This is a genomic window from Oleiphilus sp. HI0128, assembly GCF_001635365.1.
Genome location: NZ_LWGG01001350.1, coordinates 1 through 18,205 on the forward strand (window position 1 = coordinate 1; position 18,205 = coordinate 18,205).

General features: G+C 43.9%; 9 protein-coding genes. 5 read left to right on the top strand and 4 right to left on the bottom strand.

The window, feature by feature from the left end; genetic code table 11:
• The coding region (locus A3763_RS22435) for a thrombospondin type 3 repeat-containing protein (RefSeq protein ID WP_156495266.1) at positions 1-8,309 on the bottom strand (8,309 nt) is incomplete at its 3' end.
• A gap of 965 nt (positions 8,310-9,274) precedes the next feature.
• Between A3763_RS22435 and A3763_RS22440 the strand changes: the two genes are divergently transcribed.
• Positions 9,275-10,051 carry a site-specific integrase gene (locus A3763_RS22440; protein WP_068515018.1) on the top strand — a complete coding sequence of 259 codons (777 nt, stop codon included), beginning with the start codon at positions 9,275-9,277 and terminating at the stop codon, positions 10,049-10,051.
• Positions 10,052-10,304: 253 nt separating this feature from the next.
• Here A3763_RS22440 and A3763_RS22445 read toward each other — a convergent pair whose 3' ends face one another.
• Positions 10,305-10,856, bottom strand: coding sequence for a PEP-CTERM sorting domain-containing protein (locus A3763_RS22445; RefSeq protein ID WP_068515024.1), 552 nt, complete (start codon positions 10,854-10,856; stop codon positions 10,305-10,307).
• Between the two features lie 170 nt (positions 10,857-11,026).
• A complete protein-coding gene (locus A3763_RS22450) occupies positions 11,027-11,803 on the bottom strand; it encodes a tyrosine-type recombinase/integrase (protein ID WP_068515027.1) in 777 nt (258 codons plus the stop codon).
• 210 nt (positions 11,804-12,013) lie between these two features.
• Here A3763_RS22450 and A3763_RS22455 point away from each other — a divergent pair, with 210 nt between their 5' ends.
• The 4 genes from A3763_RS22455 to A3763_RS22470 are packed head-to-tail and all read left to right on the top strand — an operon-like array spanning position 12,014 to position 17,068.
• Positions 12,014-12,709, top strand: coding sequence for a TnsA endonuclease N-terminal domain-containing protein (locus A3763_RS22455; RefSeq protein WP_068513285.1), 696 nt, complete (start codon positions 12,014-12,016; stop codon positions 12,707-12,709).
• Entirely contained in the window at positions 12,679-14,550 is a 1,872-nt protein-coding gene (locus tag A3763_RS22460; protein ID WP_068515030.1) for a hypothetical protein, read from the top strand. The genes A3763_RS22455 and A3763_RS22460 overlap by 31 nt, the downstream gene beginning before the upstream one ends.
• Positions 14,547-15,467 carry an ATP-binding protein gene (locus tag A3763_RS22465; protein ID WP_068515035.1) on the top strand — a complete coding sequence of 307 codons (921 nt, stop codon included), beginning with the start codon at positions 14,547-14,549 and terminating at the stop codon, positions 15,465-15,467. The genes A3763_RS22460 and A3763_RS22465 overlap by 4 nt, the downstream gene beginning before the upstream one ends.
• Positions 15,467-17,068, top strand: a complete 1,602-nt coding sequence (locus A3763_RS22470) for a hypothetical protein (protein WP_068515038.1) — start codon at positions 15,467-15,469, stop codon at positions 17,066-17,068. Before A3763_RS22465 ends, A3763_RS22470 begins: the two co-directional genes overlap by 1 nt.
• Before the next feature lie 709 nt (positions 17,069-17,777).
• On the opposite strand, the gene A3763_RS22475 is transcribed toward A3763_RS22470, so the two are convergent.
• The coding region (locus tag A3763_RS22475; RefSeq protein ID WP_197483051.1) for a transposase at positions 17,778-18,205 on the bottom strand (428 nt) is incomplete at its 5' end.

An 18,205-nucleotide genomic window follows, 5' to 3' on the forward strand; every position in this document is an offset into this window, starting at 1 on the left:
AAATTAATATCAGTACTTTGATTAGTAAACAGCGCTAATGCAAACTCACCGTTAGCGTCACTCAAAGCATGGGTCGCAGGCGACTTGCCCTGACTTTCCAAATAAAAACCGGTGTCACTGTTTCCGTTTTGCTGATACGCGATATGGCTAATTGTCACGCGCGTAGCGGCAACTGGTGAGCCGTTTTTGTCGCTAATGGTTCCACTCAAAACAGCCATTGGCAAGATCACATCTTGAACCGTAGCAGACTCAACAACAATATTTTCTTCAGCAAACAACACCGTTGCAAAATCAGGTAAGGGATAGGTGGGTCTTGAATCTTCGCCGCGACCAAAGGGGTTTAAATGAGGCTTAATTTTGTACGTGCCTGCCTCTACCTGAAATTGATAAGTACCATTTTCGTCTGTATAAACAGCGCCGCCAACTTGGGCGTCATTTTCCTGGAGGTGCAAGCTGAGTTTTGTATTGTCTATAGGTCGACCCTGCGTATCCTGCAAGACACCTGAAAGGGATACACCTTCGACTAAAGTGAAGTTTTGACGTGTATCTTCACTGATACTGAAATCCTGGATAGTTGTCACAGCTAGGTCGTTACGTGCTCCCGGAGGCGTAAGCATAATGTCGACTGGCTGATCAGTGAAAATCGCGAATTCAAAGTCGCCATTATCGTCAGATATCGCATTGCTTAAGGAGTCTGTCGCATAGTTTTCAAGATAGTAGTCCTGAGTCGTCGTAGAGAATTGATGTTGAATTGATAGCGCAACGCCAGGCACTACGTTGCCGAAGGTATCTACAGTCTTACCGGAAAGCAAAGCTAGGGGCAGCGTAATATCGAGAGAAGTATTCGCGCTAACCTGAATATTCTGCGGCTCATGAAAAATTGCCGCGTAATCGGGTACTGGATAAGCAGGAACTGCCGAAACGCTAGCTGAGTTAAACACATCTACCAAAGGTCTTAACTTATAGTTGCCCGGCGATACTGCAAACTCAAAATGGCCCTGCGTATCAGTGAGTACTTTATTGCCCACCTGGTTACCAGTGCTCTGCTGATGCAAGCTTACTTGAACCTTATCGATCACGCGCCCCTGACTATCTTTTAGGTAACCAGATAAGGTCAGTGCGTCACCTATCAATGTAATCAAGTGAACGACGTCGCGACCAGCAATACTTATTTCCTGCAGGGTAGGGTTGCTGAGGCCACTTTCTGATGGCGGAGTAACACCAATGAAATAATCGCCAGCACTCATATTTTCAAATAAGTACGCACCGTCCGACGATGTAGCCACAGAACTCAGATATTGTTTTTGACTATTATAGATTGCTACTTCCGCGCCTCCAACGGGGCTTCCCTCACCATTAACAACACCGCTTAAGCTAATACCAACTAACTCCGGTGGCGGTGGTGAAATAATCTCGGGGACATCACATGCATCGCCAATACCATTAGCGTCACGATCACTCTGATCTGCATTGGGTATTAGTGGACAATTGTCATTTTCGTCAAGTATTCCATCGTTATCGAAGTCATTTTCGATAACGGAAGGCGCATCACAGGCATCACCTATCCCGTCGCTATCACTATCACTTTGATCCGGGTTAGGTGTTAATGGGCAGTTATCGACTCCGTCAAGCACGCCGTCATCGTCATAATCATCGTCTGAGATAAGCGGAACATCACAAGCATCACCTATACCATTATTGTCACGGTCAGCCTGATCACTATTCGGAATCAAAGGGCAGTTATCGCTTTCATCTGGAATACCATCCCTGTCGTAATCAACTAGGGCCGGTGTATCGCATACATCACCAATGCCATCATTATCACTATCAAGCTGGTTAGTGTTTGGAATTAACGGACAATTATCAACATCATTCAGTATGCCGTCGTTATCATAATCATCGTCAGATACTAAGGGGGCGTCACAAGCATCGCCAATACCGTTATTGTCGCTATCAGCTTGATCAGCATTTGGAACCAAAGGACAGTTATCGTTATCGTCAAGTACGCCATCATTATCGAAGTCATTGTCATTATTATTCGGCGCATCGCAGGCGTCACCCAAACCATCGTTGTCGCTATCAGCTTGATCAGCGTTCGGCGTGGTCGGGCAATTATCAACATCATTCAGTATTCCATCGTTGTCGAAGTCATTGTCGACCAATACAGGCGGGTCACAAGCATCCCCGGCACCGTCATTATCACTGTCGATTTGGTCTGGGTTTGGCGTAAACAGGCAGTTATCCACATCATTACTTACACCGTCATTATCAAAGTCATTATCGAAATGAAGCGTTGTAAAGCTAACAATCTCACTACTAGTTTTCTCACCAAGGATATTAAATGCATCAACCTGCAAGTAATGCATGGTATTAGCTTCGAGATTCAAAAGCTCCAGGCTGTGATTGCTGAGGCTACGATTATCTGAACGAAGTTTAGTTAAATCACTGTCGGCCTCACCATAGCGGACATTGCCAGTAGATGGTTGGACGGTACTCCAGCTGACCGTAGCACTATGCTCGCTGATATTACTTACAACGGGCTGCAAGCTAAATACCGCGTCTGGAATCGTTCCTGGTGCGATAGTTTCAAAATATCCTAACGGGCATTGAGCACTATTACCCGCCACATCAGTTAAAGTGATTTGTTGTTCGTACTCCGTTTCGGGAGTCAAGCCTGTAAGTAGCAGAGAATCTTGTGTAGATAAATTGATTGTGCCACTTTCTAACCAGTCAGCCGCGCCAACGGGGCGGTAATTAAGCAATGCGGTAGTCAGCTCACTTGAAGACCAAGTAAGTTGTGCCGAATCGACATAGCCCGTTGCGGAGGGTTCACCGACACATTCTGGGGCTTCTGTATCTGGTACAGCTGCCGTTGAGCCTCTTAGCGGCGCACTAACTGTATCGCCTGTGATATCCGAAGAATAAACATTACAAGAATAAGTCGTATTAGCAGCTAAGCCCGTTAAGGTTAACAAATGGTGCTTGACTCTCTGCGGATCGCTTATTTCATAAGTGACTTTTTCAAGCGGTGGCGTTGGAGGAGGGCTTGGCAGCTCAGTCTCACCATCGAAAGCTATATTAAGTAGAAGGTTTGGTGAACCATTTAAGCGACTGATCAAACCTGTTGAAGCATATCCAGTCATACTCGAAGCTACTTCAGCCGGCGAAGCATCTGGGTGAGCCTGCAAATAGAGTGCTATCGCTCCGGCAACATGTGGTGTTGCCATTGAGGTACCACTAATAGTATTGGTACCGCCATTGCTCCAAGTCGACGTAATATCTGAGCCTGGCGCGAATATATCAATACATGCTCCCCAATTTGAGAAGCTTGAGCGGCTATCATATCGAGTTGACGACGCAACTGTGATCGCAGCAGGTACTTTATTTGGCGACCCGGAACAAGCATTTATATTTGAATTACCCGCCGCTACAGCAAAAGTAATTCCAGCATCAATCGCCCGGTTTACTGCAGCATCTAGTGCCGCTGAATTTCCGCCACCAAGACTCATGTTTGCTACAGCAGGAAATTTAGCATTTGCTGCTACCCAATCAATACCTGCAATTACGCCCGAAGCTGTTCCTGAACCATTACAATCAAGTACTCTAATCGCTGTCATATTTACATTTTTTGCAACACCCCAAGTGTTGCCACCAACGGTTCCAGCAACGTGAGTACCATGGCCATTACAGTCAGAAGCGTCTGCGTCATTATCAATGAAATCCCAACCACTTGTAGCTCGACCTGCATAATCACTATGCGAAGTAAGTATACCCGTGTCGATGATATAGGCATTTACACCACTACCATCTAGCTCATAGCTATAGGTGGTATCAAGCGGCAAAGCAGTTTGATCGATTCGGTCAAGGCCCCATGTCGCACTGTTTTGCGTTACGCTAGCACTCATTACCTGATCTTGCTCTATCAAAAGTACGCGAGGGTCGTTGCGAAGATTCTGTAATTCTTCAGCTTTCATTTTTAGCACAAAACCAGGAACTGAACTGGAGTATTGGCGCACCGCCTTCGCTTTGACTTTGTTAGATATATCAGTAGCCAATGCCTGAACTGATGCCTTACGCTGCTCAGGAGATTGGTTTTTAGAGAGCCCGAAAAACTGCGGGCTGATCGGTGAAGGGGAGTATATGCTGCGATTTCTGCTTGAGCTCTGCGTTGCGTTTTCGGGCTCTTTTAGTAAAACGATGTATTGTTCTTCAATTGACCGGGTTGGCGCAGCAGCAAAGTAGGGTGCAATTTGCGAAGAGCTGGAGAATGTTGTTGCTTGCTCAAACTCGCTAACAGCTTGCTCAGCCTCACAGACTAACCGGCTATCAGCATCAAGATTTGTTTTCCAGCTAACAGTCAGCGAATCAGTACTGGCATTTTCTATGACTGGCTCTGCTACAATTTCTAGTGTAACGGGCGCAACACCGGGTAATAAGGTTTTAAATGAAAGCACATTACTGGTAACGGTATTATCAGAAAGATCTGAAGACTCGACCCTAAAGTAATATCGGGTGTCGGCAGCAAGGTTGAAAACAGGAACGCTGTGTTCAGTAGAAAATCCATTTAGAGTAAAAGTCTGATCTAGGGACTCTTCGCTTAGCCCCAGACGAACCGTACGAGATGAAGACTCGGTAGTTGACCAAAGTATGTCTGCGCTGCTAACTGTAATATTTTCAACAATAGGCCCTGCGATAATTTGAGGTGCTGTCGTGTCAGGCAAAGCTAAAGTAGTAAATTCAACAGGCGCGGAAATGCTCGGCCCGTTCCCGGCTGCATCAGTGGAAGACGCCCTTAAGACATAAGTAGTATTAGCATCTAGACCACTTAAATACATTTCATGCGAACGAACCAAGGACTCGCTTTGAAGCGTATTAGTGCTATTCCCGTCCGTATAGGAAACACCACTATCTGCTGCTTCGTTAGTCGTCCAGCGAACGATTGCGGTCGTTTGGCTTATGTCACTTACGATGGGTCCAGTTATTTCAGGTGCAGAAATATCAAGTTCAAATAGTGTGGTTACCGTTTGTGGTGAGCTTAATACAGGCCCATTTCCAGCAATATCGGAGATAGCAACAACAACTGAATACTGCGTACGCGGTGTAAGGCTAGGTACAACAAGTTGGTGACAAGTAGCGGCACTATCAAGGGGAAAATCGCTGCTGTCTTCCGTGCCGACGGTGACGACAGTAACAAGAGCTGTTACCGGCTCATCAGCGCAAAATGATACGGTAAATTTGTCATAGTCTATTGAGCTAATAGTTGGTCCGGTGACAAAAAATGGTAAATCGGAATCGGGTAAGGGGGATGTTCTAAAGTTAGCTGGCACTTGCTCAGAACTTAAGCCATTATCATCAATTGAAAATACAAGCGTCTCGTAGGCAGTATCAGCTGATAAGCCGCTTAATACTACAGAATGATTAGTCGTTAGATCTTGGCGGGAAAATGTATCACCTCCGCTAATTACGACCGTGCTATCGGATTCCTTATCCGTCACCCACTCTACGACTGCAGATACGTCACTTATGTTTTTTACGAATGGACCCGAAATAATTTTCGGCGGTATTAGCTCGGTTGTTGGGTTTGACTCCGTTGTAAAACTTATCGTCTCACTAATACTTTGCTCACCTTCAGAATTGAAAGCATCTACCTGAAGAAAGTAAGTTGTTTCTGCTTGCAAGTTATTAAGCGCGATAGCGTGAGCGGCGGTAAAGTTGAAATCGGATTCAAGCTGGTTCATTTCGTCAGACGTGAGGCCATAACGAACTTGACCTGTTGATGCCTTTTCTGTTGACCAGTTGACGATTGCGCTAGACGCGCTAACATCACTAACGAAAGGCTGAATTGTAAATAAGGGGGCAGGGAGCTCAGGTGCACTAGCTTCAGTTCCAGAGTTAAACTCCGCTATAGCGCAATCAGCACTATTACCTACAGCATCAGTCAAACTTATTTGATACTCATAATTGGTGTCAGGTAATAGCCCGTTCAGTAATTCTAGTCCCGTCTCTCTTAATTCTGAATTCGCCTGCTGACTCCAAGTACTTGCTCCTTTTTCCCTGTAGTTAAGGCTTATTACTGCTAGCTCACTGCTTTCCCAAGTGACTTCGGCAAAATTAACAAATGCTTGGGCTGTAGGTGGTGTTATACAGTTTGGCGGGGTTGAATCTACAAATTCTGTACTTAAAGCACCAATCACTTTGCTAGCAATAAAACCTTCTATGTCCGTCGAATAAACCACACAGCGATATGCAGTATTAAACTCTAATCCAATTAGAGTAAGAAGATGGTTTTTGCTTAATTCTGTTTTATTTACCTCGCTAATCCCGTTCACCGATTCGCAAATTAGACGGCTATCTGAGTATCGATTCGTTTTCCAACTTAAAGTGATGCTGTTACCCGTCAAACGCTCAATAACAGGCTGTGAAATAATTTCAAAACCATTAGAGACACTTTGCGATTGGGTCGTAAAAGAAGAAACGTTGCTATGAACTTGATTTCCGCTTAGGTCGCTTGATTCGACTGAGAAGTAATAAGTACTCGCAGGTAAGAGATTAGTGACGCTCAATTGGTGCTTTGCAGAAAAGCCGGGAGATGATTCGACACGGCTTAGGTTATCAGGCTCTGTGCCAATGGACACAACAGAAGATGATGATTCATCGGTACGCCAGCTAATCATCGCGTTAGTGTTTGATACATCTTCAACTAAAGCACGCCCAATAATTAATGGCGGTTCAGTATCGGAAGTAGAAGCTGTCTGGAACTGGATCTCCCGAGTTTGTGTTGCTCTATTGCCAGCGGCATCATTTGAGGCAACGGTTAAATTATATAGCGTATTAGCACTTAGCCCTGTAATCTGAACTGAATGATCGCTTACAAGCTCAGTGTTATTCTGAACCCGGTAACTAATACCATCGTTAAATGAAACTGCACTGCTAGCCGCTTCGTTTGTCGTCCATTTCACTACAGCTACTGTATCTGAAATATCAGTAACCGTTGGCCCGGCGACGATTAGAGGAGGGTTCAAGTCTGCCGCTGCTAGCGTTTTAACTCTACTAATATGGCTCTGAGTTGGGCCATTACCGCTAATATCAGTAACTTCTACTGACACCGCATAGGTCTGATTCGAGTTTAGATCACCTACAGTCAAGTTATGGCAGCGAGAGAAGTCATTAAGTAAATACTCAGCTCCGTCAACGATAAACTTTCCTTGCACTGGCTCATTAGCACAAAAAGCCACCGTAAACTGGGTTTCTCCGATAGACGTCGCTGCTAAAGGTTGGACAAACTGTGGCGCTAATGAGTCAGCACTAATACTTTGAGTGGTAAAGCTTAGAACTTGCGTTTCAGAACTATTGTTTTGTGCGTCTCGTGTCGAAATATTTACGTCATAATCGGTGTTTGAATCCAGGTTATTAATAACAACGCTATGTTCTGTTAGAAAACGGTTATTTTTAAAAACCGCTCCACCAACCACTTGAACTGTACTTCTAGCCGGTTCATCGGTCTGCCATTCTATTACCACAGATTGGTTGCTAATATTTTTAACATAAGGCCCGGCAATAGTTTTCGGTATTATGCTATCAAGTAGAACTAGCTCCTGGTCGAGACTAAGCGCGTTGTTAAGGGCAAGATCAGATCTTACAAAGGTCGCAAAGCCACTTTCGATTGTTGGAGTATAGGTAAGGTCATACAAGCAGTCAGTGCTGTCTGGGTAAAAACCGGATTCAATACAGGTATCACTAGGGAACAGCAACATAACATAGTTGCCTTCAGCATCTGTACTAGCACTACCACTGGCATGATCCAAACTACGTGTCGATAACTGAAGTAGGGGGCCTTGCTCAGGACCGTGCCAGACCGTGCTGGTTTCGATTGATACATTGGGGATAGGGGCTTTATTAGTATCAAGTACCTTGCCAGACAGGACAAGAAAATCGAACTGTAAATCACGTATTGTATCTACATAAACTTCAAAATCTTCGGATGAGATAGCTACACTATTTGGCGCACCAGAAAGCGAAACATCCGATGCTATAAAAGAGGCTCGAAGCACATAACTACTAGGCGAAACATCCCATTCATAGGCGCCATCTGAACTAACTTTTTGGGTGTCTCCAATTTGAAGAAAAGTATCATCTTGCAATACTTCAAAGAGAGTTACGCTCGCACCATCAATTAAGTTTCCCTGATGATCTTTCACTACGCCACTAAGGCTTGCTGCATGCACCACAAGTGAAAAAAATGCTAGGAAAAAGCTTAGGACAAGCGTGAATCCTCTGCCTTTCATAAAACCCAATAGTTTTTTACACATGCAGCATCTCCAGACAGAAGAGAAGTTCTTAACAAAAAGAAAATTTGATAAAACAAAACAAGGTGGAGCAGCTAAATAGTATAGCTCGTTTTATCAACTTCACTATTTCAGTGAAACCAACATACCTCGACTGATTGCCGTAGAGGCATTATTCCCAGCATTCATCGTCGCAGATGCCCACCAATAACTCATTACACACTTTGTTCCGCTTTTGTTAACAACTATGTCACGGAAATAACAGTCAATAATGCAAAGGAACTGAATAGGTCACACATATAAGAAGTGTTGCTACATTATTGTGCCGATGGTAGTGCGTTTTATTAGCAGAGTAGAACACATGATAACGAAGCGAATCACCATATACATAACCACGATCTATTTAACATAATATATATTATGCGCACTTATATATTCTGGTGAAGCGTAATTGACTGGTACTTGTGGGTGAGCAACTAAAGAACTAAACTTTTGCAACTAAAAAGCTAAAATTACAACTATATCTATAAATTGGGCAAACTAACTTATGAGGGTGCTTTTTTCAGTTAAAGCAGTTTTTGATATTATCTGGATTACCAATATTCGAGTATTTTGATTTTGAATGTGCATGTTTTACAACGTATGGTGTGTTCTCAAGTATGCACTAAAAGGGATTCTCTTTTTTTGCTGAGGAGGTGCACTTTTAATACAAAAGTGCGTTATAAACAGCGCTTCGCCAAAGCGTGTTTTAATAAGAGTACATAAATTACCAAGAATTACCTATCAAATTGGTAATTACCACCGGCTGGGGTAATTGAAGGCAAAACTCTTGTAAGTGCCTTTTTTTACTGCAGGCTTTGACATTTTATTTATATAATCCTTAGTAGTAACACCTCTATAGAATCAAAAGTAAAGTGTATAAATTCTGTTTATAGCCCTATAATCCGTTAAATTCCCATTATTACGGATTTTGTTTGCAAGGTTGATTTATGCCTAAAAATGGACAAGCTCGTGTACCCTCTTTAGACGAACAGCATCATTTATTCGAAGTTATTCTGCAAAACCGTCATCCAGAGAAAAATACTGCAATTATGCAAATCAGTTTCAAGCTCGGATTGCGAGCGCAAGAGATTGCTTTGCTACAAATAAAAGAGATTGCACAACTAACTTCTCGTTGCGACTTCACATTACTTCAGGTGATGACCTTACCCGCCTCGTATACGAAAGGCGCTGATGCCATGAAACGCTCAAAGAGTAAATATGAGCGCAAAACCATCAGCTTTAAGAAGTCAGCATTTGATCAAATGATACGTCAAGTTGAAAAACTGGTTCAGGTAGGTGCTGACGTAAACCCTGAAGATTTCTATCCTCCTGTGAAACAACATAAAGGTAAATCCCGTGATCTTCCCATGGTTGATACTGATTTGAGGCGGGCTCTTACTGAGTATTTACAAATTCGTATATCAAAAGAATCACACCTAAAGCCTGGTGATCCACTCTTTATCACCCAGAAAGGTGGCCCCTACTCTCCTAATACACTTCAGGAACATATGGCTCTCATGCTCCGAAATTGGGCCGGGATCGAGAAAGCAAGTTCACATAGTGGTCGCCGTTCACTGATAACAGATGTGATCCATAAACAGAAGAAGTCAGTTAAAGTGGCTCAGAAAATTGCTGGGCATGTAAACGCCTCAACAACTCTTATATATGAAGAGCCGCCAGAGGAAATGCTTAATGATGCGCTAAAAAATCTGAATAAGAATTAACAAGCTGTTCGTTAAGGAATAACAATACAATTTAACCCAAGATAACGCCCTATTCATTTAGTAATCTGCTATACAATAAGATCGATGACTGACATAGCTCGAAAATGAGCCTTCATAGAACTCGAAGTAATTACAGCTATGTATCGCCGCCATTCAAAAAAGGAAGAGCCTTAAGAAAGTTGCTTCTTAAGCCTTATCTCTCGAGGAAGCTCAGGGCTTCCCCCGAGCTGCTGCTGCGCTAAACTCTGGACTACTATTTAGCTTTACGACGCGCAAACCCCATAGCTAGAAGCCCGAGACCTAGCAGCGAGTATGTAGCTGGCTCAGGAACACTAACCGCTTTAAAGTCAAAGGAAAAATCAAAGCTAACGAAATCCCCGGAAGCAATGCTAAAAGGACTTAATCCTGCCATATCAACTCGGATACCGTGGTCTGAAAACGATGTATCAAAGCTATATAGAGAATGGCCTGTAACTTGTGAAAAACCTGAAATTACTGCTGAAGAGTCTACAACAGAATCCATATTTAGAACTTCCCAGAAATCACCATTTGATCCAGACCAGTCCCACTGAGTCGCTGAGCTATTAACCAGTCCAATTGAGAGCTCGTTGTCCGACAAGTTGATAAAATGACTTACTCCAAAACCATACCCACCTGTGCGCGTCTCACTCCCTGCCCCGACAACGGCTGATTGTGTGCCAAACCTGTCTTTAATATCTACCGTATCTCCAATTAATCCAGCGTTAGCTGTTGTAGAGCTGATTACTAGAATACCGGCTGCTAGACCGCATAGTAACTTAGACATAAACAATTTCCTTGTTAAATTCTGCCGACACACTTCACCGGCAATAGATTGACGTACGTAAAAAATGGACGTCCATTTAAACATCATTCACTAATGCAATCCGTGACTCATGTAGCATAAGTTTACAAAAAATTACATGATGTTAACGCTATGACTTAAGAGAGCTATTACTAGCCTAATTTGACCAAAGTAAACAAAAACCGCCAACGTCCGCTTTCAGAAAGATAAAGACACAGGTATTGGTAATTATCTAGTACACCTCTTAAAACATCATCAACATCTTCGGGAATGGCTCTTTCATATTTTTCTATTTGATGGTACTTTTTTAAGCCCAAAAGTTTTCTGATTCTAGTTTGAGGTACTCCCGAGAGCATTAGATGCACTGCAAAGCTATGTCTAAAGGTTTCAGCGGTTATATTAAAGGGGGAGCCTCCCGAACGTTCGACCAGTTTATGTATATGACGATTTACAGTATGTCGATCCACACCGAAAAGTCTTTGATTGTGTTTAATTTGGTTTCCAATAATGTAAGACTCAATACGATCTTTTAGATCCGAATCTTTAATTGAGATAGATCGAGATGAGATCATTTCTTGCTGAGCTTTTGTGGGCCTCCCAGCCCTACTATGAAGCCGCTTCAAAATAACACTTCCTGACCGTTTAAAGCTTTCACGCTTTAAACCTAGAACTTCAGAAACAGTTGCTCCAGTACTCCACATTAAATCTAACAACAACCTTCTGGGTAAATATTTTTCATTATTAAGTAGCGTCAATATCTCTGGCTTTACCAAATATCTTGGGTACTTACTATCAATGTTGAAGAGCGATGCTCTATGGTCGATTAACTCATTCCAAGTGTAAGAGCATAGGTAACCTGAAGTTTCACGGTTTTGCGCAAAAACACGGTATTCAAATAACTGCTTTGGTTTTTCAAATAAGTGTTCCATTTTTGCCTCCTAATTTTGGAGCAAGTTAAAGGTAATTATAGCCACTATTTTTAGCCAAACAGCACTCTTACTAGAACAAATAACCATTAGAAACAAAGGTATAGTAACTATGTACCAATGTATGGGTTATTGGTGCAGAAATACAGGCTATTTTTATGTGTTGTTTACCACGTAAAATAACAGTCTCTTCGGTCTACTGAGGATGTGTACATGACGCGAGAGCAGCTAAGATTAGCGCGACTTGTCACCGCTGAGAGTTTAGTGCCACAACAACATACCAACGGTCGCGCATTTCGCACGGCGGTCGAATGTCGCCTCCAAGCAATGATCAAATATCCCGGTGCCGCTGAATTTCACTCCTATGACGAGTACCTATATGCTGCCCTGCAAGAAGGCGACCCTCGCGTGGTTAGTTACATTCCTCAACCGCTAAAACTTCGGTACCGAGGCGTGCCCTATCGGCCCGATGCCTATGTATTAAAACGTGATGGTCGCTACATTATCGAACTTAAACCGCGGGGTGAATGGGATGACGAAAAGCTTGCCGCACTCAAAGCATTCTGCCAGTTACATAATCTAATCTTTGAACTTATTGCCAACGAATCAGCCCGTGAACGTGAAACGGAAGCATTAAATTGGTGGCGTATCGTTCGCGTGCTATATCGTGCGCGTCATGTAAACACCGACAACCACGAATTAAATATTCTGCTTGAGTGGCCCCTAGGCCAGACCTTCCCCTTACGTCACTGGTTACACCCTTTGGACCGTGAATCGCGCGCAATGAGTGAAGTTGCCTTATTCAGGCTACTTCATCGCGGCAAAATTCAGGGGAATTTAACCCAATGTCGACTCAGTTATGATCTGGAGTTATCCCGATGTCCCGTTGGCGACATGCCCTCGCGCTAGCGCCGCACTACTACGATTACAATAATTGGCCATTGGTTGAGGTCGATGCCTTACCGGTTTCTGTGCGAAGTACGTTCCTACGTAACCAACAAGTAGCTTGTTGCGTACTAAATGGCGACGCACTTAACCACGTAGCAGAGCGTGTCGCCTTATCCCCTGGCCGGATCACTCAGTTACTTAATCGTTGTTTTACCGAGGATCATGACGGTCAATGGCCGTTGACAAAAGCGCTAATTCCCCATCAACATCTCAAAGCAAATGAACGACTTATTGCGCTGCCAAGCGTGCTCAAACCTAGCGGTGAAAAAGGGGCGTTTCAAGCCTTGCTCAGCGAACTGCCTAGTATCGAAGTCATGATCGATGAGGCTATTGCTGCGCACTTGAAAAAAGCACGATACGCACCAACCTTATTACTTCATTCCATTTTTGGCATGTACAAACAGTGTCTGGTCGATGCACACTGGCCACACGATCGCTACCCCTATACCACAAATAAGTACGGTTACGAATCCTTACGTCGTCATATTCATAAAAAGCTCGCGAATGCGCTTCAAGCACGAGAGCGCACAGCTCGAATGAAATTTCCAGCCAGCCAGCCCCCTTTGCAGGTCATGGATCGTGTCGAAATTGATGAGCAGGTCATTGATTTCCAGGGACGGCTGACTCTCTGTTTAAATGATGAATTAATCCCTCTGCGATTAGCTCGCGCGACTTTACTAATCGCAGTAGACGTGGCCTCTTCGTGTTATCTTGGATACCACCTATCACTCACAGACCATCCTAGTGCCCTCGATCTACAGACACTACTCGATAACTGTCTGCAATCTTGGCAGCCGATGACACTCACTTCCCCCTTATTTACTTACGACCCGGGTGCCACTTTTCCATCGTCCTTACCTGACTTATCGCCCCTTGTATTCGAACGCATTGCACTTGACAATGCCTGGATGCATCACGCAAAGGCGATTGAACAGCTTGTTGTCGTTGATCAAGGGGCGACCCTTGAGTTTGGGCATCCGAAACATCCTGTCGCGCGGAGTGAAGTTGAACGTGCCTTTGATTATATTAATCGCCACCATAGTCATAAATTACCTTCGACGACAGGATCGCATCCGCGTGACCCTAAGCGAGAAGATGCAAAAAACCGAACTAAACCTCCTGCCATCAGTCTGCAAACGTTTGAAGAAGCGCTTAGCATTGTGTTGACTCAACATAACGTACTAAGTAAAGGCGGAAGAAATGCCGGATCTTCCCCTCTAACGTTGTTTGCGCATCAATGGCAACATCACTGGCACCCCAGTGTCTCTGAAGACATTGGCGTGCCACGCAACCCGTTCCGCCTCCGGTTACGATTACCCATTAAGCGAAATCGCGACAGCGGGCAATGTTATTTGTATTTTGAACGCGTGCATTACTACCTTGGCGACCTCGCTCGATTAGCGCCAAGCGAAACACATGTCTACGCGAATATGGATGCGCGTGATATTCGCAAGTTTGAGGTCGACACCGAAATGGGCAGGCCTATCGGCGTAGCAACCTGCTCACGTTCCTGGCAACGATTCCCCCACTCCATCACGATCCGAAAATACATCAACAAATTAATTCGCCACGATAAAATTCAGGCGCGTGATCCCTTAGCGGGATTACTGCACTATCTACTTAAACACAAGCAGGAACCAAAGCATGCGTTGAGACTGCTACACGTAGCCACTACATTTCAATCGAACGGCGACGCCCTCGACCTCAATCAGCCAGAACGTGTAAAAGCGAAACGCCAAGCTAAAGCCAATGCCACATGGTCTAGTCAGACGGCTTTTAGCCATCCTGGAGAACCATCATGACGTCCCAGGAAATGCCTTTTCACCCCCTCATCGATACACCGCTAGAGGTCGTATTCGATACTCAAGCATCGCTCCAATTAGAGGAAACAGTGAAACGTTGGCTATGGACCGGAGGAACCGGCGGCTATATTATTGGGCCGGCACGAATTGGAAAATCCTTTGCCGTACGTCGTCTCGTTGATCGCTTGCGTAATCGTCAACAACGTCGCGTTCCGGTGATCTATACCTCCATCAATCGTCGTGATATAAAAACCATACGAGGCGTCTTTAACAATCTATGCTTGAGCGTCAATGTGCCTGTATCGAAATCCGACTCATCGGATGTTTTGGCCGCACGCTTCGTACAACATGCCTTGGATTTAGTTAGCCTTTATCAAACTTATCAGATCGTTCTGATTGTCGATGAAATGCAGCGATTAAGTCTGGATCAACTGTACGCGTTTTCTGAGATTTTTGATGCATTTGAAACCGCTAGAATCCGACTAATGTCGGTGTTCGTGGGTAATCAGAATGAGTCTAATCAACTCTTAGATCAAATTCACCAATCGACAAATGACCATATATACGGGCGCTTCTTTCGTCAACACACATCGTTTTACGGCGTGCAGTCTGAGTCAGCACTCAGGGAGATACTGACTCAATATGATTCCTTTACCTACCCCGACAATGGACCCAGCTTTACCGCGTACTTTCTACCCCGAGCAGTCGAACAAGGCTGGCGATTCGTCAATATGGCTAGCGACATCTGGCGTGTTTATTGTGATCAATTCTGCCAAGAGGAAGAGTCACAACTAACCATGGAAATCTGTCGAGCGACCCTAGACATTCTTCTAATGGACTTCTTGCCACGGTTGACGGTTGTTCACGACTATGACGATGCCCTTATTACTGAGGCCTTTTATGTGGCGGGGATCTGATGATCGTGAATAAGTATTTACCCGACGACTATCTCGTTAATCAAGGTCGTTTCTTTTGGCTACCCTATTTGAGTCAATGGGGACGCTGGCGTATTCAGTGCATGGCCAATCCTGGACTACTCATGCGCGATATACGCCAAGGTAATGATCAAACGATTTTTGCGACGCATGCTGATCTAAACCGCCATAAATTCAAACCAGCCTTACGTCATTGTGCACAATGCAGTGCGCTTTTCTATCATAGCGATATCTATGATTATCCTTGGTTAACGAATTGCCCCATTCATGATACGACCTTAGGAAGTACTTGTTCGCGCTGCCACTCCCCATATCCCAAAACACGACAGGAAATTGCTACGCGCCATTGTCCTCAATGTGGTCGAGGTAGGGATGACCGCATTGAAAAAACACTCGCCTCAATCATCGAGGGCCAGGCATCCCTAGCAGAAAAAATTGACTCGACGGTTGGCTATTTGACTAACCTGATCACTAACATTGATGAAAAACTTCGCATGAAGCTTGGTGACGAGGACAGACTAATACAGAAATTGGGATTGTCGTTCCCATATCCATCACGATTTTCGCCGGAGCATCCGGATTTTTGGGCAATATGTTGCAAAGCAGGTTGGTGCAAGAAAAAGCAGCTAAGAGCAATTCATGGCGTTGAGGTGAGCAAAATTTCTAGCGTCACATTTTATCTTCAGTCGTATGATACAGAAGCACATCGTGACCGATATTTTGAGCAAATTCACGATTTAGAAACGTTAGTCTTAGAGTATGGTATGTCACGTCTGAAATTAATTAGCGGTTTGCTTAAACAGCATCGATTGCTTTCAATTCAATCCTATCGATATCTTTCGATCAACCATTTCCAGGCGTTATCGCCACCTTGCCCTATTTGTTTCGCACTGAGCGTATGGCTAATGCTTATGTTTACATTAACGTCTCACTTCCACAGTGCTAAGGTGCTGGAGAAAAGCTTAGAAGAGATGACCCCTCTGTTCCTTAAACAAACCGGATGGGCTGGTTGCTACACGCTTATACAACGACTCGTCAAAGCATTCACTATCGTTCCCTTATTTGAAAGTCATGCGCTCCGTCACTTTATTGTACCTCGTGCATTCGATGCTTTGCTCTATGCCCTGCTTCGATATGCTATTCATTTTCAACAAACTTTGAACACAAAGGATTTTGAGTACTCGCAGACCTACAGGCTAAAACACGGTGATGAATACGAGACCGAAGATCTAGTATCGATCGCCTCATTTTCTGGATCTGCAGACGAGTTATCATTCTGTTTATCCAAAGAAGATGTACTAAATAAGATCAAAGCATTAGATTGGCCGGCAATAGAAGCTTGCAAATGTGGTCTATTTCAACAAGAGTACCGTTCTTTAGCCCCTCCCATGTTGACAGTGTTTAATGATGTATTGGATCTAGATACGTGCCGTGAGGATAGTATAATAACTTATCTACATAAGTTTCGATCCCATATTAGAGATGATATTGGTGCTGTTCAAGCGTTTGGTATCAACCCATTTACATATCATTATGAAAAACGGGAAAGAATGTTCGGTAAGTCTTCGGTAAAAGGGTTATAAAGGTTTACGACTACTCACATCGCTGAGTCATTTTATGGGAATAGATAACTTAATATTCAAGAACCGACCTTGCTTCTTATCACAAACGATGAGTAAGTAGGCATTAATCTCTAGCTGAGCTAGAAGAAAAGTTCATTGCCTTTGTTCGGATAGCGGACCTTTGAGACTGGTTTGAACCGACTCTTTCAGTTCAGTGATTCCATAAACACTTATCAAGAGAGTTCGGCTAAAACCAACGAAATGAGTTTCATCGGTTAGAAGAAAAAAGCAGATCTTTTTCTTGTGTAACAACTATAGCAGTTACCTTCACAAAGCGGTCTTTTGGCGGGTTTTGCTTTTTGGCAGCTGTGATGAGACAGCCGACATTTTCGAACTATCACATTGTCCGCTTTTCTGTCATTACCGCGCAGGCGGTAATCTATTTTTTAAGTGACGTTGATTGTGCCATTAGCTGCCGTTGAAGCTTGGTTTAGATTTGGCCTAAATATAACATTTACGAACGCTCATGGAATGCTGGCTTTGAGCACAGGCTGTGTGAAAACTCGTATTTCAAATAGATCTAGCTTTATTTCGTTCACAACAAACAGCACAGGGCTACAGTCATGTATCTGGCGCCGATGTTTGATTTTTGTGATTACCAGCCTTTTTAGAATAGTCCGCTCATACAAGCCAAATAGCGCCTCAACAGGAAGCTGCAATCAGATTAAGCCTAGGATGCATTGGTCATCAAAGCTTTGATTAAGCCGCTGACACCAAAAATTGTGATCATTCGTCTAAGATTGTAGGCCAGGACATGCAAGTCCATTTCAATGCTGACCCCCTTAAATCTTCTGGTGAGTAGCTGTGTTGCGCCCATCCATAATTTAATTGTACCGAATGGGTGTTCGACGGTTTGTTGTCTGATCACCATGCTGTCAGGTTTGGACTCCAGAAGCTCGGTCATCTTTTCAATGCGACTAGCATGCTCCCAACGACGAATTGTTCGGGGAGTGGCTGTTTTGGTGCATTGGGTTTGCAGGCTGCAAACTCTACAAATTTTGACGCTGCAGTTATAGTTCCTATAAATCATGCCTTTATCTCTTGCTTGCCCTCTGGGTGTTAACGCTTGCTTGGCAGGACAAACGTACACATTTTGCT

Bases quoted from the DNA above. Each gene is read 5' to 3' on its own strand.
- A3763_RS22450 (WP_068515027.1), bottom strand. From the start codon at position 11,803: ATGGAACACTTATTTGAAAAACCAAAGCAGTTATTTGAATACCGTGTT.
- A3763_RS22470 (WP_068515038.1), top strand. From the start codon at position 15,467: ATGATCGTGAATAAGTATTTACCCGACGACTATCTCGTTAATCAAGGT.
- A3763_RS22445 (WP_068515024.1), bottom strand. From the start codon at position 10,856: ATGTCTAAGTTACTATGCGGTCTAGCAGCCGGTATTCTAGTAATCAGC.
- A3763_RS22465 (WP_068515035.1), top strand. From the start codon at position 14,547: ATGACGTCCCAGGAAATGCCTTTTCACCCCCTCATCGATACACCGCTA.
- A3763_RS22440 (WP_068515018.1), top strand. From the start codon at position 9,275: ATGCCTAAAAATGGACAAGCTCGTGTACCCTCTTTAGACGAACAGCAT.
- A3763_RS22460 (WP_068515030.1), top strand. From the start codon at position 12,679: ATGTCCCGTTGGCGACATGCCCTCGCGCTAGCGCCGCACTACTACGAT.
- A3763_RS22455 (WP_068513285.1), top strand. From the start codon at position 12,014: ATGACGCGAGAGCAGCTAAGATTAGCGCGACTTGTCACCGCTGAGAGT.